This window comes from Parafrankia sp. EUN1f (assembly GCF_000177675.1).
GTDB lineage: Bacteria > Actinomycetota > Actinomycetes > Frankiales > Frankiaceae > Parafrankia.
The window spans coordinates 19,111-35,865 of record NZ_ADGX01000086.1; the positions used below are offsets into that span (position 1 = coordinate 19,111).

Annotated in this window: 15 protein-coding genes; 8 read left to right on the forward strand and 7 right to left on the reverse strand. The window is 71.1% G+C overall.

Annotation, left to right across the window (positions count from 1 at the left end; all coding sequences use genetic code 11):
* Positions 1-162 precede the first annotated feature (162 nt).
* The gene (locus FREUN1FDRAFT_RS23490) at positions 163-2,550 is read right to left on the reverse strand and encodes a protein kinase (protein WP_006542712.1); all 2,388 of its coding nucleotides are present in this window, start codon (positions 2,548-2,550) and stop codon (positions 163-165) included.
* Between the two features lie 215 nt (positions 2,551-2,765).
* On the opposite strand from FREUN1FDRAFT_RS23490, the gene FREUN1FDRAFT_RS23495 reads away from it, so the two are divergent.
* Both FREUN1FDRAFT_RS23495 and FREUN1FDRAFT_RS23500 read left to right on the forward strand, forming a co-directional pair.
* Entirely contained in the window at positions 2,766-3,815 is a 1,050-nt protein-coding gene (locus FREUN1FDRAFT_RS23495) for an NADP-dependent oxidoreductase (protein WP_157475220.1), read from the forward strand.
* A gap of 37 nt (positions 3,816-3,852) precedes the next feature.
* Positions 3,853-4,242: a MerR family transcriptional regulator gene (locus FREUN1FDRAFT_RS23500; protein WP_006542714.1), complete on the forward strand. Its 390-nt coding sequence runs from the start codon at positions 3,853-3,855 to the stop codon at positions 4,240-4,242.
* A gap of 111 nt (positions 4,243-4,353) precedes the next feature.
* On the opposite strand, the gene FREUN1FDRAFT_RS23505 is transcribed toward FREUN1FDRAFT_RS23500, so the two are convergent.
* The 3 genes from FREUN1FDRAFT_RS23505 to FREUN1FDRAFT_RS23515 all read right to left on the reverse strand — a co-directional run bounded on the left by FREUN1FDRAFT_RS23505 (position 4,354) and on the right by FREUN1FDRAFT_RS23515 (position 7,126).
* A complete protein-coding gene (locus FREUN1FDRAFT_RS23505; RefSeq protein WP_006542715.1) occupies positions 4,354-4,803 on the reverse strand; it encodes a peroxiredoxin in 450 nt (149 codons plus the stop codon).
* 107 nt (positions 4,804-4,910) lie between these two features.
* The gene (locus FREUN1FDRAFT_RS23510) at positions 4,911-6,530 is read right to left on the reverse strand and encodes an MFS transporter (protein ID WP_006542716.1); all 1,620 of its coding nucleotides are present in this window, start codon (positions 6,528-6,530) and stop codon (positions 4,911-4,913) included.
* 35 nt (positions 6,531-6,565) lie between these two features.
* Positions 6,566-7,126, reverse strand: a complete 561-nt coding sequence (locus FREUN1FDRAFT_RS23515) for a MarR family winged helix-turn-helix transcriptional regulator (protein WP_006542717.1) — start codon at positions 7,124-7,126, stop codon at positions 6,566-6,568.
* Between the two features lie 57 nt (positions 7,127-7,183).
* On the opposite strand from FREUN1FDRAFT_RS23515, the gene FREUN1FDRAFT_RS23520 reads away from it, so the two are divergent.
* Together FREUN1FDRAFT_RS23520 and FREUN1FDRAFT_RS23525 are read left to right on the forward strand one after the other, a co-directional pair.
* Positions 7,184-8,632, forward strand: coding sequence for a DHA2 family efflux MFS transporter permease subunit (locus tag FREUN1FDRAFT_RS23520; RefSeq protein ID WP_157475222.1), 1,449 nt, complete (start codon positions 7,184-7,186; stop codon positions 8,630-8,632).
* Positions 8,620-9,588, forward strand: a complete 969-nt coding sequence (locus FREUN1FDRAFT_RS23525) for a zinc-binding dehydrogenase (protein WP_006542719.1) — start codon at positions 8,620-8,622, stop codon at positions 9,586-9,588. Before FREUN1FDRAFT_RS23520 ends, FREUN1FDRAFT_RS23525 begins: the two co-directional genes overlap by 13 nt.
* Before the next feature lie 23 nt (positions 9,589-9,611).
* Here FREUN1FDRAFT_RS23525 and FREUN1FDRAFT_RS44155 read toward each other — a convergent pair whose 3' ends face one another.
* The gene (locus FREUN1FDRAFT_RS44155) at positions 9,612-10,127 is read right to left on the reverse strand and encodes a hypothetical protein (RefSeq protein ID WP_157475224.1); all 516 of its coding nucleotides are present in this window, start codon (positions 10,125-10,127) and stop codon (positions 9,612-9,614) included.
* Positions 10,128-10,440: 313 nt separating this feature from the next.
* Here FREUN1FDRAFT_RS44155 and FREUN1FDRAFT_RS40055 point away from each other — a divergent pair, with 313 nt between their 5' ends.
* Positions 10,441-11,400: a hypothetical protein gene (locus FREUN1FDRAFT_RS40055; protein WP_006542721.1), complete on the forward strand. Its 960-nt coding sequence runs from the start codon at positions 10,441-10,443 to the stop codon at positions 11,398-11,400.
* 70 nt (positions 11,401-11,470) lie between these two features.
* Here the strand turns inward: FREUN1FDRAFT_RS40055 and FREUN1FDRAFT_RS23535 are convergent, their stop codons facing one another.
* Together FREUN1FDRAFT_RS23535 and FREUN1FDRAFT_RS23540 are read right to left on the reverse strand one after the other, a co-directional pair.
* Positions 11,471-11,911, reverse strand: coding sequence for a carboxymuconolactone decarboxylase family protein (locus tag FREUN1FDRAFT_RS23535; RefSeq protein ID WP_006542722.1), 441 nt, complete (start codon positions 11,909-11,911; stop codon positions 11,471-11,473).
* Positions 11,912-12,009: 98 nt separating this feature from the next.
* Positions 12,010-12,945 carry a TIGR03564 family F420-dependent LLM class oxidoreductase gene (locus FREUN1FDRAFT_RS23540; RefSeq protein ID WP_006542723.1) on the reverse strand — a complete coding sequence of 312 codons (936 nt, stop codon included), beginning with the start codon at positions 12,943-12,945 and terminating at the stop codon, positions 12,010-12,012.
* A 123-nt stretch (positions 12,946-13,068) separates the two neighbouring features.
* Between FREUN1FDRAFT_RS23540 and FREUN1FDRAFT_RS23545 the strand changes: the two genes are divergently transcribed.
* From FREUN1FDRAFT_RS23545 to FREUN1FDRAFT_RS23555, 3 genes are all read left to right on the forward strand, one after another.
* Positions 13,069-14,067: a LysR family transcriptional regulator gene (locus tag FREUN1FDRAFT_RS23545; RefSeq protein ID WP_006542724.1), complete on the forward strand. Its 999-nt coding sequence runs from the start codon at positions 13,069-13,071 to the stop codon at positions 14,065-14,067.
* 422 nt (positions 14,068-14,489) lie between these two features.
* Positions 14,490-16,139 carry an acyltransferase gene (locus tag FREUN1FDRAFT_RS23550; protein WP_006542725.1) on the forward strand — a complete coding sequence of 550 codons (1,650 nt, stop codon included), beginning with the start codon at positions 14,490-14,492 and terminating at the stop codon, positions 16,137-16,139.
* A gap of 180 nt (positions 16,140-16,319) precedes the next feature.
* The coding region (locus FREUN1FDRAFT_RS23555) for an IS4 family transposase (protein WP_006542726.1) at positions 16,320-16,755 on the forward strand (436 nt) is incomplete at its 3' end.

Sequence of the window (16,755 nt, forward strand, 5' to 3'; positions counted from 1 at the left end):
CTGCGCACTCCTGATCGCCGCCAGACCGGACGTCCCGTCCACGCGAGGTGATCGTGTGCCAAATATATGATCACATATACCTCCGGCGGGACGGTACCATCCGGGGCTCCACGCGGTTGACCGATTCGGAATTCTGATGACCCGGACGACCATCCGGAAGAATCAGGTGCCGGATTGCCTGACGGGCGTGGTGCCTCGCATGCCGAAGTGAGGTGAGCACATTTCGGTGCTGGACCGGAGATCCGCGTGCCACACGCAGATCCACATCGTGTATCCCGCGACTGGAACGAAGTTCGTTTTCCTGGCGCCCCAGGACGCGGAGAAGGTGTACGCGATTCCGTCGCTGCGGAAAAGTTCGGCGACGCAGGACTGGGTCAGCGACGTGTTGAGCACTCCCGCGAGTGCGCCGGAGCCGTTGTCGGACAGCCATGCGGAACAGGTCGCGTTGCCGCCCACCCAGTAGGTGTCCGCCTCGGAGCCCGGAACCTGGGTCGTGTCGTCGCCGCCGTTGATCCCGTTGATCGCGGACGAGGTCAGGTGCGGGCCGGTCTGCGCGGCGGCGGTCTGTGCGGCGGCGGTCTGTGCGGCGGTGTTCGCCGGCCCTGCGCTCGAGGTCGCGGACGTGCTGGAAGCGCTGGGCGAGCTGGTCGCCTCGGTGGAGGGCGAGACCGGTCCGCTCGGCCCCCGCGACGGCGACCGGGGCGTTTCGGCCGCGGGTGTGGTGTCGGCCGATGCGGCGGGGGAGACGCGTGCCGCGGGATGCGTGGGAGACGTCCCGGGATACCGGGACAGCGCGAGCGCTCCCACCACGACCGTCAGCACGAGCACAACGACGCCGATGACGGCGGCCCTGCGCTCCAGCCGCCGTCGCCGCCGCCTCCGCCTGCTCCGCGGACCGGTCCGCGGCCTGGCGCCCGAACCGTCCGCCGACGGCTCCGGACCACCCGGGATGACGTCGGCCGCCAGCCCGGACGTGCCCGGCGCCCGGCTGTCCGCCGCCGGCGGGCCGGACTCCGCGGCCGGTGGTACTGCGGCCTGCGGCACTGCTGTCGATGGCATCGCGTCCGCCGGCATCGCGGCTGGTGGCGCCGAGTAGTCCCGGGAATGCCGCGGTGGGAGTCCGGGCCCCGCCGGGAACGGCGGCGCGACGGTCGCGCCCGGCAGCCGGGGCGGTACCAGGGCCACGGACCCGGCGATCGCCCTGGTCTGCGGGAGAGAAACAGACGCCCCCGGGCCCGCGCGATCGTCCCGCCCGGCCAGGGCGACGGTCGCCCGCTCCAACAGCGCCGTTCGTGCCGCCTCGGCGGAGCTGCCGAACAGGTCGAGAGTCGGCGCCGTGCCGGGAAGCTCCGGGCGGGCACAGTTCTCGACCCGCACCTGCACCAGTGTCCGTGCGAGGGTCACCGCGTCGGCGCCGCGCACGGTGCCCCACCCGGCCTGCTCGAACTCCGACTCCAGGTAGGAGTCGGAGAGGAGGACCAGCGTGCGGGCACAGTGCCCGACACCCGCACGCACGTCGGCGGTCCACCGCGACCCTGCGGTGCCATCCCGTGCCTGAAGCAGAACCAGGTGGCCGGCGGCCTCCAGGACCCAGGCGACCCAGTCCGCCCAGTCCTGATCGGCGCTGGCATAGGAGATGAAGAAGTCCCAGTGCGCCCACCCGGGCGGACGCTCGGTAGCGGCACGAACCGTCGCGTCGAGATGCAGCGGTGACCGCCCACGCGCCGCCCAGCCGACACCGAACACGGCGGTGGCAGCGGACGCCAGCTCGAGCGCGAACGTGGCCGCGTCCGGGGGGCGGTCAGCGGGGGACTTGGCCAGCGCGCGTGACACCACGTCGGCCAACGGAGCGGCCACACCGGTCATCGGCGGCGGTGGCTCGGCCAGCTGACGGCCCAGCAGCGCCAGCAGCGGCAGCTTCGGATCGAACGGCAGCCTTCCGGTGAACAGGCTGTACAGCACGATCCCCAGCGCGTACAGATCGGTCCACGGCCCCAGCTGGCCACCCTCGATCTGTTCCGGGGCCATGTAGGCCGGTGTGCCGGCGATGCCGCTGGTGGTCGTCCCCGACCCGTCGAACAGCTTCGCGATGCCGAAATCGGTGACCTTGAGCGTGCCGTCACCGGCGAACATGACGTTGTCGGTCTTGATGTCGCGGTGCAGCACCTTGTGGCGGTGCGCGTGCTCGAGAGCCGCGGCGATCGCCAGCGCCGCCGCGCAGATCTCCTCGGGGCTCATCGTCGCCCGCCGCTCGGTCAGCGTGCCCCCGGCGAGCAGCTCCATCACGACCATGCACAGGCCGCGGTCCTCGACATAGTCGTAGACCCGCACGACGTGTGAATGATCCAGCCTGGCCAGCACCCGTGCCTCGGCGGCGAAACCAGCTGTGGCGGCCACGGTGCCCCGGGCCTCCATCACCTTGATGGCCACCGGCCGGCCCATCTGCCGGTGCGTGCCCGCCAGCACCAGCCCGAACGCCCCTGACCCGAGCTGCTCACCCAGAACATAACCAGGCAGGGCCTTCGCCACCCGGTCCCGGTCGACGATCACCGATCGTCCCGCCGGGCCCGTCGTCGCACACCGTCTCCATGAGGCGCCATCGGGATCGAGCGTAATAGTCCGCAACGAAGCGCCACGAGGTGCCTCCTTCCCGTGGAAACGGGCCGGGGTGGGTCGGCGGCGGCGCGTTCGTGTCCTCTCGAAACCAGTGACCATGAGCCAAAGGCTTGACCTTCACGTGGACGTCAATGTCTAGCGTGCGCCGCATGAACACTCAGCATCCGAACCGCCGGCCGGCAAGCCCGAGAGCATCAGGTGGTGACCGGACGGGCCTGGAGGTCCGTCTCGCGGCCCGACCGGTCGGCAGGCCGACCATCGCAGACTTCACCCTCGTACGGGCGGTGGTGCCGGAACCGGCCGTCGGCCAGGTGCTCGTACGCAACCGCGTGCTGTCGCTGGAGGCGGGCATGCGGCTGCGGATGAGCGATGTGGGCGTCCCGCTGCCGCTGTATGCCGTGGGCGAGGCGATGGACGGGGATGCCATCGGCGAGGTGATCGCCGGCACCGGTCCGGGACTCGCGGTAGGTGATCTCGTCCGTCACACGAGGGGATGGCGTGAGTACGCGCTGGCCGACGCGGCCTCGTTCACCCGCGTCGACCCGGAGGCGTTCCCGACCTTGTCCGCGCACCTCGCACCCCATCTGACGGCCTGGGTCGGCCTGGTCGACGTCGCCCGGCTGGCCGCCGGGGAGACCGTCTTCGTCTCCGGTGCCGCGGGCGCGGTCGGCGGGCTCGCCGGCCAGATCGCCAGGTGCAGGGGCGCCGGTCGGGTCGTCGGAAGTGCCGGCACACCGGCCAAGGTCGCTCACCTGACCGGAAAGCTCGGTTTCGACGCGGCGTTCGACTACCACGACGGCCCGCCCGCCGACCGGCTCAGGGAGATCGCTCCCGACGGGCTCGACGTGTACTTCGACAACACCGGCGGTGCGCAGCTGCAGGCGGCGATCGAGGTGATGAATCCACGTGGTCGGATCGTGCTGTGCGGCGCGCTCGCGTCGCAGCACGGGCCAGGCCAGCCCGGGCCTTCGAACCTGGTCCTCGCCGTCGCCAAGCGGCTCACCCTGCAGGGGTTCCTGACGCGTGACCATCTCGCCCGGGCCCGGGTGATCGACACCGAGGTCGGCGGCTGGCTGCGGGACGGGCGGATTCGGCTGGACGAGACAGTCGTCGACGGGCTCGACAATGCCGCGCAGGCCTTTGTCGACATGGTGCACGGCGCCTACACCGGAAAGATCGTGGTCCGTCTTCCCTGGTAGGCGTAGGTCATTCTCGGCCGGCGCGGCGGGGGAGAAGATGGTGGTCGTGCGCATTGGTGAACTGGCGGCGGAGGTCGGGACGACAACCCGGACCCTGCGGTACTACGAGGAACAGGGGCTGCTGAGCGCGACCCGCACACCGGGCGGCTATCGTCGCTACGGTCGCGACGACGTGACCCGGGTCGAGAACATCCGCACTCTCGCCGAATGCGGGTTCACCCTGCAGGACATCCGGTCCTTTCTGGCGTTTCTCGACCGCCCGCTGCCCGAGCGGTTCCGCGCGGCCCCCATGTGCGAGGACGCGCTGGCGGTGGCGGCCAGGCGGCTCGCCTCGCTCGACGAACGTATCGACGTCCTGTCCCGGCTGCGGGATCGCCTGGCGCAGCGCCTTCCCGAACTCGGCGTCGGGCGCTCTGAGGAGCGTTGAGCCGCAGCCAGCGGTGTCTGACCGGCATCGCCCACCGACGGGCGCGGCGGAGCCGCCGAGTCGCCTGATCCGAAGGAGCGCCGGGACGGGACGTCCCGCGAACGGTCTCGCCTATCCGCCCAGCGCGGCCAGCGCCTTGTCCGCGTGCGTGTTCATGTTCAGCTCACTGACGATGGCCTCGACGATGACCCGGTCCGTACCGATCACGAAGGTGGCGCGCTTGACCCGCAGCAGGTCGATCGACCGCTTCACGCCGAAAATCCGTGACACGACACCGTCGGCGTCCGACAGCAACGGATAGTCGAAGGCGTGCTTGTCGGAGAACTCCTTCTGCTTGGCGACGGTGTCGGGGCTGATACCGATCCGCTGCGCGCCGACCTTGGCGAACTCCGCCGCGAGGTCCCGGAAGTGGCAGCTCTCCGCGGTGCAGCCCTTGGTCATCGCCGCCGGGTAGAAGAACAGGACGACCGGGCCATCCGCCAGCAGGGCGGAAAGCCGGCGCGGGGTGTTCGTCTCGTCGGGGAGTTCGAAGTCCGGCACGGTGTCGCCGACACGCAGCATCTGTGCGCTCCTCACCTCGGGCTGGACGCCGAGCCGGTACCGGTACCGATACCGGATCTGTGCCCAGGGCCGCCGGCATGACGGCCTCATCCGTACACGGTAGTCCTTCACCTGCGCACCGGTTCCCGGGCTTTCCGGGACGGATGCCAGGTGACAACCGCGATGGCCGCGACCAGCACGATCACGGCCACCACCCGCAACCCGGTGTCCATCCCGGAGGTGAAGGCATGGACGACGGCCTCGTGCGCGTCCGGCGGGGCGCCGGTGCCGGTGCCGGTGCGGGTGCCGGTCCCCCTGGCGTCGAGGCGGGCGAGCGCCGCGGAGACGGTGCGCGGGGTGTCGGCGCCGGCCGGTTCGCGCAGTACGGCGGGCAGCTGGCCGGTGAAGCGTGAGACCAGGACGGTTCCGACGGCGGCGACCCCGAGCGCGCTGCCCAGCTCACGGGCGGTGCTGTTGATGCCCGCGGCCACCCCGGCCTGCGCGGGCGGCAGCGCGTGCACGATCCCGTTCGACAGCGCGGGAAGGGCGAGCCCGCAACCGGCCGCGACGATGAGCAGAAAGATCACGTAGAACCGGTAGGGCGTGTCCGGAGTGGCCGTCGAGAGCAGGAGCAGTCCGGCCACGATCGATCCGAGGGCGAGCCCGGCGACCGCACGGTGGCCGATCCGGTCGCCAAGCCCGACGCTCACCTGGGCGACGATCACCATCGCCACCGCCATCGGAACGATTCCGAGGCCGGCGACCAGTACGGAGTATCCCTTTCCGTACTGCAGGTACTGGGCGTTGACATAGAACAGGGCGTACAGGCCGAAGAAGGCGACCAGCATGCCGAGCGTCGCCGCGCGCAGGCGGGGAATGGCGAACACCCGCGGGTCCAGCAGCGGATGAGCCCGGCGCAGCTCGTACCAGGTCCAGGCGGTGAGGCCGGCCGCGGCGAACGCGAAGGCGCCGAGCACCGGCGCGGTCACCCAGCCCCGCTCGGGCCCCTCGATGATCCCGTACAGCAGGGCGAGGAACGACGCGGTGAGACCGACCGTGCCGGCGACGTCGAGGGGATGTGGCTGCCGGGGTGGAGTGGGTGTGGTCCGCGCGGCCAGCGCCAGCAGGATCAGCGCGATCGGGACGACGGCGGCGAACAGGGTGCGCCAGGAACCGAGCTGCACCGCCAGTCCACCCGCGGCGTTGCCGACGACGCCACCGACGCCCGTCATGGCGGCCCACGTGCCGACCGCCGCCTGCCGGCGCTCGACCGGGAACACGTTGATGATCAGGGCGAGCGTGCTGGTCAGGATGCAGGCCGCCGCGGCGCCGGTGATCGCCCGGCCGACGAGCATGACGGCGACCACCGGGGCACAGGCGGACACCGCGCCGCCGACCGCGAAGACCGCGAGGCCCACCAGCAGGGTTCCCCGCCGCCCGAAGCGGTCACCGACGGCACCGGCGGGGATCAGCAGGCAGGCGAAGACGATGACGTACGTGTCGACGATCCACAGCAGCGCGGCCGCGGACGGGTGCAGGCCGCCGGCGGCGATGTCGGGCACCGCCAGGTTGACCGCGGCGACCATGCCGACGACCAGGACGACACACGCCGACATCACGGCGAGCACCACGTTCGGGTTCGCCGCCGATGGGTAGGGGGCCGGCCCGGGTGCCCTCACGGGCTGACGGTAGCCGTGGGCGACCGGTAGCGCCTGCGCGGTCGACGCGGCCTGAAACGCTTCTGACACCGCCAGGCCGGTCCGGTCCTGGTCGGTTCGGCCTGTTACCGAGGATCCACGATGTCGTCGAGCGCGTCGCGGACGACGGTGAGCAGGGCGACGAGCTGCTCGTGCTCGGCGGCGGTCAGCTGGCTGGCGGTGTGGCGCTCGAGCTCGTGCCACGCCGCGCGGGCGGCGGGGGCGAGGTCGCGACCGCGCGGGGCGAGGCTGACGATCATGGTGCGCCGGTCGTCGGGTGACGGGGTCCGGGCGACGAGGTCGGCGCGTTCCATGGCCTGGAGCGTCGCGGTGACCGTCGAGCGGTCCCGGCCGAGGTAGTGCACCAGCTCGGTCTGGGGGACGGGCCCGTGCTCGTCGAGGTAGAGCAGCACGATCTCGTGGGGTGTCGTCACGCCGACGCGCCGCAGCAGATCGTCGCCCAGCCGGGCGTGGACCCGGATGGTCTGCAGCAGCAGTGAGCCGAGCGGCGCGCCGTCAATGGTCGTGCCGACGTGCCGCCGCCCCGGCTCGCGAGGTGCGCGAGGTACGCGAGGTGTGTGAGGAGCGTGCGGTGATGGTTCGCGGTGCGATGCCGCGGCATCCTCGCCGCGCGACGCCTTCGCCATGGTGTCAGCCTATCTCACATTGTTGGCATGCCAACGAATCTCGGGCATATTGTTGGCATGCCAACAACCTCCCTGGCTTCGTCCCGGGTGCCACCACTGGATCGCGACCTGCTTCGGCTGATGGCCGTGTTGCTGCTCGGCGCCCAGGCGGCGTTGCTGGACACGACGATCGTCGCGATCGCCCTCGACGACGTCGCACGTACCTTCGATACGACGGTCGCGGTGGCGCAGTGGGCGACGAGCGGCTATCTGCTTGCGATGACGTCGGTGATCCCGTTACTGGGCTGGCTGGTCGATCGGTGGGGCGGCAGGCGCGTCTGGCTGGGCGCGATCTCGATGTTCCTGCTCGGATCCGTGCTGTGCGCGCTGGCCGGGTCGATCGAGAGCCTGATCGTTTTCAGGGTGGTCCAGGGCCTGGGCGGCGGCCTCGTCCTGCCACTGGTGCAGACGATCCTCGCGCGGGCGGCCGGTCCGACGCGCATCGGTCGGGTCATGGGCCTGGTCGGCATCCCCGGCCAGCTGGCCCCGATTCTCGGGCCGGTTCTGGGCGGCCTGCTGCTGGGCCTGGGAGGTTGGCGGTGGCTGTTCCTGGTCAACGTACCGGTCTGCGTCGCCGCCCTCCTCCTGGCCCATCGGTATCTCCGGGTGGCCACCGATGACAGTCACGCTCACCTGGACCGGGTCGGTGTTCTCCTGCTGACTCCGGCGGCGGTCTCGATCCTCGCCGGGCTTTCCGCGGTCCCTGGCGAGATCGACGCGCTTGTCCCGCCCGGCGTCCTGATCGCGGCGGGTCTGCTCCTGCTGGGCGTCTTCGTGCTCCATGCCCGCGGGCTCGGCCGCGGGGCACTCCTGGATGTCGGCCTGCTGCGGCTGCGGTCGTTCGCGGCCGCCACCACGGCGATGTTCCTGTTCGGGCTCTGCCTGTACGGGCCCATGCTGCTGCTGCCGTTGTTCTACCAGCGCGTCCACGGGTTCTCCGAAACTGAGGTCGGCCTCCTCCTGGTGCCCCAGGGAGTCGGCACGATGCTCGCGCTCGCGGTCATCGGGCGACGGGTCGACCGGACCGGCCCGCGGGGGGTCGCGGTGCTCGGCGTGGTGCTCGCCTGCGCCGGTATCACCCTGATCGCGTCGACGGGCTCGGCGGCCGCCATCACGACCCTGTCCGCGGCGATCTTCCTGCTCGGCGCCGGGATCGGGTCACTCGGCGTCGCGGTCTCGGCGGCGAGCTACCGCGACCTGGAACCCGCCGCGTTCGCCCGCGGAACCAGCCTGACCAACGTCGTGCAGCGGCTCGGCGCATCGTTCGGCACCGTCGTCGTCGCGCTCATCCTCGAAAGCCAGACCACCGCGGCCGGGACGGAGGCCGGCGCCGCGTTCGCCGTCACGTTCTGGTGGATTCTCGGATTCGCCGCGGTGACGTTCGTTCCGGCCGCCTTCCTGCCTGGTCGTCACGCCAGTCGCCCAGGTCCCGTCGAAGCTCCCAGGAGTGTGTCATGCGCGCCGTAATCGCCGACCGTCCCGGCGGCCCCGAAGTGCTGCGCCCCGTCGAGCTGCCCGACCCGGAGCCGGACCCCGGGCAGGTCCGGGTCGCGGTGGAACGCGCCGCCATCACCTTCATCGACACCCAGCTGCGCGCCGGCACCTCACTCGGCCCCCGCGTGACCTTTCCCGTGATCCTCGGCAACGGCGTCGGGGGTGTCGTCGACGCCATCGCCGCGGACGTCGACCCGGCCTGGCTGGGCGCGAGGGTCGTCACCACCACCGGGGGTAGCGGCGGCTATGCCTCCGCCGCCCTGGCCCGAGCGGGCGACCTGCACCGTGTCCCCGCGGAGCTGACGTTCGACGAGGCCACCGCCGTGCTCGCGGACGGCCGCACCGCGCTCGGGCTGCGGCGCGCCGCCCACCCCGGGGCCGGCGAGGTCGTCGTGGTGACCGCGGCGGCCGGCGGAGTCGGTGGCCTTCTCGTCCAGCTCGCCGCGGCCAGCGGCGCGCGTGTCATCGGGCTCGCCGGCGCCGACGCGAAACTCGGCCAGGCGCGCGCTCTCGGCGCCCACCACGCCCTGAGCTACCGCGCCGCCGGCTGGGAACGGAAGCTCGCCGGGCTGGCACCCGACGGCGTGGACGTGGTCTTCGACGGCGTCGGTTCCACGATCACCGAGGCCTTGTTCCCGCTGGTCCGCCCCGGCGGACGCTATCTGCCCCACGGCGCCGCGGGCGGGCGCTGGGGCAGGATCGACCAGGCCGACGCCGCGGCGCGGCACATCACGATCGTGCCGCTCGGCGCGATCGGCGCCACCGGCGACGAACTGTTCGCCCTTGCGGCCGAGGCGCTTCGGCTCACCGCGGCCGGAACCCTGCGCCCGACGATCGGGCAGACCTTCAGGCTGGAGGCCGCCGCCGCGGCGCACGCCGCCATCGAAGCCCGCACCGCGATCGGCAAGACACTGCTGACGACAACCTGATCCAGCCGTGATTTCTGAAAGTGCTATGCGATAAACATTACAAAAGACGTACATGGGCTGATGTTCTCGATGGTTACAGCGGCTTTCAGGTAGCGCCTGCCGTCGGGGTCGGTGGTCATCTCAATGCTGTCCGGGTGTCCCACCTGAGCGGTGGAGTCGTCGGCGGGAAGGAATGACAACGCTTTCTGAATCTTCGGGTAGTCGAAGCCTTCGTCGACCGGACCGAACTTGAGCGTGTATTTTCCGGGACCGGTTATGTCTATGGGAAGTGAGGCGTAGACGTGATCGCCGGGGTTCGCAATTTGAGCTCCAGGCTGCCCGGCACTCGCTGGGGGTGTCGTTTGAAGCTCCCGCTTGGATGCGCGCATTTCGGCAAGCCTTGCCTGAACATCAACCTCGGTGCATGGCGCACCTGGCTCACGGGGCTGTGTAGCGCCAACTGCGGAGACTGCTACCCTCTCACCTCCGCTGCCGCATCCCGCCAAAATAGCTATTCCGAGAGAACCAACGACGACGGAGGAACGCCTGAGGTGCTTCATTAATCTCTCACTTTCGATCCGACAAGGGGCAGTTCGTCGAATCAAAGGATCATGCCTCTAATGCTGTGCCGCAATCGAAAGTGATGTTGACTACAATGTAATTGAATGTCGAGTGTCCGACGTCTTTCTCTGGGCGGTGTGCTGACCTGCGGATTCCCCTCGGGTGTCACTGGGTGTCAATTTGCTGGTCAAATCTCGACCGAAAGTAGTCGTCGCATGTAGGCGGCCTTCTGGACGGCTGAAATGGCAGATGCAATTGCAGATGCACAAGCGATACCGCCGTCTTCGGTCGATGAAAAAGAAGGTTCACTGGATGCACCGGTTGCTGTCCCCCTGGCGGAGCTCCGGAACGGCGCTTCCTGAGCTCCCTGAGCGGGTGAACCGGGCGGCGGCCGAGCGCGTCCAAGGGCACGTGACGTCTTTGTGGATTCGGCGACGGGGTGGTTGGCTACCGACCCTCGGCGCGGTGGCCGCGATGCTGGCCGCCCTGGCGGTGCTGCCCATGCTGGCCCAGCGCGACGGCCGCGAGGACCGGGTCTTCGCCCAGCGTCTGCGGGAGAGCGTCGCCGTGCGCTGGGAGGCGTTGCAGGCCAGCCAGGACGGCACGCGGCCGTCCGCGGTGCTGCTCCCCGGCGGCGTCCTGGCGCTGAGCCTGCTGGGTTCCTCCTCGTGCCCGGCCAGACCGACGAAGATCGAGATCGTGAACCCGCACGCGCTGCGGATCTCGGTCGAGACGGTCGAAGGCGAGACCTGCACCGCCGACCTCGGCACCACCACCAGCGAGGTCGACCTCGACCCCGACAAGGTGGATCTGTCGACCAACCTTGACGTGACATTGGCACGCGACGGGCGGGCCTACGACCAGCTGAAAGTACGGCCTGCGGGGCAGACGGGCCGGCCCGGGGCCGAGCCCGCGGATCCGCGGGCGGCCATGGCCCGGATCCGCGCCGCCTACGCCGAAGCGTTCATCGCCACCGACCTCGATCGGGTGCTCGCCGCCGTCGACGGCGGCGCCGAGCTGCGCGGCACCGTCGAACAGCTCCGGCGGGACCGCCCGGAGGTCACCGCCACCAGGTCGGTCACCGTCGGCGAGATCCTCTTCGTCGAACCCGGCCACGCCGCACTGCTGTACGACGTCGTCGGCGGCGACCTGCGGGGGGACGACCTGCTCGGCGAGGCGGTGCTGACCGCGGCCGGCTGGCAGGTGCAGCGCAGGACCTTCTGCGGTGTCCTCGGCGCGGCCGGCGCCCGGTGCCCGGATCAACCGGGATGACCCGGCGTGACTGGCTGCATGCGGCGCCGTCCCCGCTGTCGACCTGGGTGCCGGCCGTCCGGCCCGCAGGTCAGACGGTGGTGGGTGGTGGGGTTCGGGTGGTGACCGCGAAGCGGTTCCACACGTTGATCGTCGCGATGGCCACGATGAGGTTGGCGGCTTCCTGTTCGGTCCAGACCTTGGTCACCGTGTTCCACACGTCGTCGGGGACGCCGTCCGGGCCGAGCCGGGTGACGGCGTCGGTCAGGGCGAGGGCTGCTCGTTCCCGTTCGGTGAAGAACGGTGACTCGTGCCAGGCGGCGACGGAGAACAGCCGCCGGCTTGATTCGCCGGCGGCGAGCGCGTCGCGGCTGTGCATGTCCACACAGAAGGCGCAGCCGTTCAGGATCGACGCCCGCAGCTTCACCAGCTCCAGGACGGTGCCGTCGACGGCTGACCGGACGTGCTTCTCCAGGTGCATCACGGCCTTGTAGGCCTCGGGGACGACGCTGGCCATGTCGAGACGTTGCATGACGACCTCCCGGACCGTGACCTGGCGCCCAGCGGCCAGCCGCCGACGAGACTACCCGGAGTCAGACGGTCACGTGACGCTGCTCCGAGGGTCGGAGGTCAGGAGTGATCGTTGCCGAACCGGGTGGCCAGCTCGGCGGCGAAGGTGATCGTGCGCTCCTTCTCCGCCGGTGTGCCGCAGGGGATGATCTGCAGTTCGGTGGTTCCTGCCGCGGCGAACCGGTCGATCTCGCGCTCCAGGGCCGTCTCGTCGCCGGCGAGCACCGTGTCGGCCGGGCCGGCGACGCCCTCGCGCTCGAACGCGGCCCGGTAGCTGGGTAGGCCGATCGCCGCGCCGAACTGTTCGTGAACCCAGCCGCGCAGGCCGTCCACATCGTTCGTCAGGCCGACGCACACGCCGGCGATCACGGCCGGAACGCGCCCGCGCCCGGCCGCCTCGGCGGCGCGGGTCAGGGCCGGGAGCACATAGTCGGTGATGGAACGCGGACCGGTCCAGGTCGTCAGCGTTCCGTCGGCGACCTCGCCGGTGAGCGCCAGCATCCGGGGGCCGAGCGCGGAGAGGTAGACCGGCGGCGCCGGGAGGGCCGGGTCGGCCGGCAGGGTGAGCGCGCCGGCCGCGTGCCAGGCCGGGCCGTCGTGGGCCACCTGCTCCCCGCGCAGCAGTGGGAGCAGGATCGACAGGTACTCGCGCAGGTTCTCGACCGGCTTCGCGGTGCCGTAGCCGTACTGACCTTCGAGGATGGGCTGCGGGCCCGGGCCGAGGCCGAGGAGGAGCCCGTTTCCGGTGGCGGCCTGCGCGGTCAGAGCCTGGGCTGCCAGCGCCAGCGGGTGCCGAGGGTACGTCCGCACGATGGACGTCCCGACCGGAGTGCCGGCCGGCAGGGGCCCGATGGCGGTGAGCAGGGTCAGCGGGTCCCAGCCGCCGCGCTCGCTCAGCCAGACCGAGCTGAATCCGGCCTTGCTCGCCTCGTGTGCCCGTTGCGTGATCTCGCCGACCGACAGCTGGTCGTCGTCGAGCCACAGCCCAATTCGCATGTAATCCGCCTTCTCCGTGTCTCTCCCGCGCGCCGGACGGGTCCGTCCGGCCGGGTTCGTCCAGTCAACGGGGCGGATCACCGCGGACCAAGGGCCGGCATCCACGCGCAGCGATAAGGAAAGATGATCGATGGGCGAGATGCCGGCACCGGCAGCACGGGCACCGGCAGCACGGGCACCGGCAGCACCGGCACCGGTGGCTGGGTTACCGGGGGAGGGCAGGCGGACGTGGAACTCAGGCAGCTTCGTTACTTCGTCACGGTCGCCGAAGAGCTGCATTTCGGGCGAGCCGCCGACCGCCTGCACATAGCCCAGCCGGCGGTGAGCCAGCAGGTGCGCCGGCTGGAGCGGGAGCTGGGCCTGCGCCTGTTCGAGCGTTCGTCGCGGCGGGTCCGGCTCACGCCGGAAGGTGATCGCCTGCTCGTCGAGGCGCGCGCCGCGCTCGCCGCGGCCGACCGGGTGACAGCCGTCGCCGGCGACCTCACATCCGCGCCGATGAGCGTCCTGCGGGTGGGGGCCAACCCCGGGCTCGGTCCGCGGCTCGACCGCGGCCTGGAACGACTCCGGCAGGCCCACCCCGACTTCGATGTCGAGCTCGAACTGGTCGGCATGCCGGTCATCGACCAGCCGGCGGCGGTGGCCCGGGGCGAGCTGGACATGACGCTGCTGCGGCTCGCCCCATCCGGCGACGGATTCCAGGTGATCGACCTGTGGCCCGAACCGCTGGTGGCGGCGCTGCCGGCCGGGCACCCGGCCACCGGGCAGTCCGCCGTGCGCCTGCGTGATCTCGCCGCGCTCCCGCTACGGCTGCCGTCGTGGGAGTGCGACCCGCTGCTGCGTGCCTTCGTCCTCGACGCCTGCCGCGACGCGGGTTTCGAGCCCCGGCTCGGCCGGCCCACCGGCAGCACGGCGGACGTCCTGCTGGAGCTGGCGAACGGCTCCCCGGGCTGGGCGCTGCTCCACGCGGACACGGTGCCGACGTCGGAGGTGACCCGGGTCGCGGTGCTCCCGGTGGACCCGCCGCTGACCACCCGCGGTTGTGTGGTGGTCCCGGCGACGAGGCCCGCCGCCTGCGTCGCGGGCCTGCGCGTCGCGTTCGGCGCGGGCCCGTCGGACGGCTGACCCGGTAGCGGCCGTCTGGTCGCCGCCCAGCTCCGCCCTCGACATTCGATCATCGGTCGGACGTTACCGCAGCTCACAGCATGTGCTTACTCGATCCCGTGACGCATCCACCATCATGATCATGATGGTGGATGCCGTGACCGGTCGTGATCTCTCGCCGGATGGGTGAGCTGCCGGCACCGGCACCGGCACCGGCACCGGCGTCGGCGTCGGGACGGGTTGGAACCTGCTCGTCGGAGAGTGTTGATCGATGCGCTGGGTAGCAACCTGTCGCTCGTAGTGGGCACCGTCGTGGGTTCGCGGCTGGTGGCTTCGTGATCGCCCCTGCCAGGGCGACCTGACAGCTGGCGCCAAGGTTGGCCGGATAGAAGGGGGCGGAAGGCGGGGCGACGGACGGCTCGGCTGCTCTCGGAGGAGTGCGGATGGCGAAGCACGCGAACGACCTGGAAAACCGATCGCGTCGTCTGGACCAGACGGCACGCCGTGGTCCGGTGTCAGCGGATCGCGCGAGAGGCGTCCTGCTGGCCGGCCCGGCGCCACCGAGGGCACCCGGCAAGCCGAGACCGGCGGTCGTGCCGGCTGATCGTGCCGGTAGCAGCCGCCTGCCCAGCCTGCCGAGCCCGGGCGGTTCCAGCCTGGCCGGTTCCGGGGCGCCTCGCCTGCCCAGTCCCTCCCGCCCGCCTGGTCTCACCGGTCCGACCGGCGTGGACGGACCTCGGGAGCGGCCCGTCCCGCCGGACACGGCGGCGCGGCGCGCGGGGGCTCCGACCCGGCGTACCGGGTACAACCCTGCGCTGGATGGTGTGCGGGCGCTCGCGATGCTGTGTGTGCTCGTGTTCCACATGGACGCGCTGCCCGGCGGCTACCTGGGCGTGGACGTGTTCTTCGTGCTCAGCGGGTTCCTGATCACCCGCCAGCTGCTGGCCGAGCGGGATCGGACCGGCAGGGTGTCCCTGCCGATGTTCTACCTGCGGCGCGCCTACCGGCTGCTGCCCGCGTTCTGGCTGCTGGCCCTCGTCGGTTTCACCGCGGTCGTGGTGCTCGGCGCCGGCACGGCCGGTGAGCGGGATGAGTTCCTGCACACCCTGGCCGCCGCCATGCTGTACGTGAACAACTACTTCCAGGTGGTGCAGCAGAACACCGGGGCCGGCTGGCTCGGGCATACCTGGTCGCTGTCGCTGGAGGAGCAGTTCTACCTGCTCTGGCCGTTGCTGCTGCTCGTGCTGTGCCGCCGGCCGTGGATCGACCGCCGGCTTCCCGCGGTCCTGCTGGGCGGCGTGGTCGCGGTCATGCTGTGGCGCGACGTGCTGAACGCCTCCGGTGCGTCGGGGACGCGGACCTACTTCGGCCTGGACACCCGGGCCGACGCCCTGCTGGTCGGCTGCGCCCTCGCCGCCTGGCTGCGCGCCCGCCGGCGCGATGCCGGGGAGGCCGGGGAGGCCGGGGAAGCCCGCGATCGCGGGACGGTGCTGCCTGGCCGTCAACGACGTCCCGAGGATGCCGCCGTGCCCGTGGTTCAGGAAGCGGTGCCGCCCGGAACGGTGCGTCCCGAGACGGTGCGTCCGGTATGGGTGCGTCCGACCTTCGCGTGGCCGGCGTCCTGGCCGGTGTCGGTGCGTCCGGTGGCGGTGCTGCCGGTGGTGGGGGCGGTCGCGTTCGTGCTGCTCGCGGTGGCGATGGTGGCGGCGCCGAGCGGCTGGGGCCCGCGGCCGACAGCGCTCGCCCGCGGCGGGTACACCATGGTCGCCCTGCTCGCCGGAGTCGTCATCCTCGCGCTGGAGATGGGGGCGACGTCCAGCTGGCTGTTCCAGGTGCTCGCGGTGCGGCCCCTCGCCTGGCTCGGGCGGATCTCCTACGGGTTCTACCTGTGGCATTTCCCCGTGGTCGCCCACTGGGGCCGCGATCTGACCGTCGCGGTCGGTCGGTGGCCGGCGATCCTGGTGGTCGGGCTGATCTCGCTGGGCCTGGCCTCGGCGTCGTACTACCTGCTCGAACGGCCCATCCAGCGGCGCCGCCCCGGTGTGGCGCGGCGGGGGACCGGCGACGCCGCCCGCCCGGCCTGGTCGTCGTAGCATCCGCGCATTCCGGTGTAGCGCCGCATTCCGGTTCCGAGGAGCCTGTCGCAGGATCCGGAGCTTCGAACTGCCGCTGCTGCCGGACAAGATCTAATGCCACTTAGCCTAAGTTGATCTTCAGGGTTGTGGTGTGTCGGTGCTGGGTGTTCGTCCTGGTTGCCGGCATGATCACGGTCTGTGGCAGATGATCGCCCGGTCGTCGACGGCCGGTTGACGGACTGGATCTCACTCGGTGTGCTGACCGCGTTCGTGTCCCGGGACGAGATCGACGAGGCGATCGAGGCCACCGGGAAGGCCGCGAAACGGGCGGGTGGGAAGATCCCACCCCGGGTCGTCGTGCTGTTCGTGATGGCGCTGGCACTGTTCGGCGACGAGGACTACGAGGAGGTCGCGGCCCGTCTCGCGGGAACACTCGCGGACTGGGGCCGGTTCGAGGAGGGCTGGGAACCGACCTCGGGCGGGCTGACCCAGGCCCGTCAACGGCTCGGCCCCGAACCGCTGGCCCACCTGTTCTCCCAGGTCGCGGCCCCGGTCGCGGACCCGGACACGATCGGGGCGTTCCTGCGGACCTGGCGGCTGATGAGTATCGACGGAGTCGAGTTCGACGCGGCGG

Bases quoted from the DNA above. Each gene is read 5' to 3' on its own strand.
- FREUN1FDRAFT_RS23550 (WP_006542725.1), top strand. From the start codon at position 14,490: ATGGCGAAGCACGCGAACGACCTGGAAAACCGATCGCGTCGTCTGGAC.
- FREUN1FDRAFT_RS23520 (WP_157475222.1), top strand. From the start codon at position 7,184: ATGCCAACAACCTCCCTGGCTTCGTCCCGGGTGCCACCACTGGATCGC.
- FREUN1FDRAFT_RS44155 (WP_157475224.1), bottom strand. From the start codon at position 10,127: ATGAAGCACCTCAGGCGTTCCTCCGTCGTCGTTGGTTCTCTCGGAATA.
- FREUN1FDRAFT_RS23505 (WP_006542715.1), bottom strand. From the start codon at position 4,803: ATGCTGCGTGTCGGCGACACCGTGCCGGACTTCGAACTCCCCGACGAG.
- FREUN1FDRAFT_RS23515 (WP_006542717.1), bottom strand. From the start codon at position 7,126: ATGGCGAAGGCGTCGCGCGGCGAGGATGCCGCGGCATCGCACCGCGAA.
- FREUN1FDRAFT_RS23495 (WP_157475220.1), top strand. From the start codon at position 2,766: ATGAACACTCAGCATCCGAACCGCCGGCCGGCAAGCCCGAGAGCATCA.
- FREUN1FDRAFT_RS23540 (WP_006542723.1), bottom strand. From the start codon at position 12,945: ATGCGAATTGGGCTGTGGCTCGACGACGACCAGCTGTCGGTCGGCGAG.
- FREUN1FDRAFT_RS23535 (WP_006542722.1), bottom strand. From the start codon at position 11,911: ATGCAACGTCTCGACATGGCCAGCGTCGTCCCCGAGGCCTACAAGGCC.
- FREUN1FDRAFT_RS40055 (WP_006542721.1), top strand. From the start codon at position 10,441: ATGCACCGGTTGCTGTCCCCCTGGCGGAGCTCCGGAACGGCGCTTCCT.
- FREUN1FDRAFT_RS23545 (WP_006542724.1), top strand. From the start codon at position 13,069: ATGATCGATGGGCGAGATGCCGGCACCGGCAGCACGGGCACCGGCAGC.
- FREUN1FDRAFT_RS23500 (WP_006542714.1), top strand. From the start codon at position 3,853: ATGGTGGTCGTGCGCATTGGTGAACTGGCGGCGGAGGTCGGGACGACA.
- FREUN1FDRAFT_RS23525 (WP_006542719.1), top strand. From the start codon at position 8,620: ATGCGCGCCGTAATCGCCGACCGTCCCGGCGGCCCCGAAGTGCTGCGC.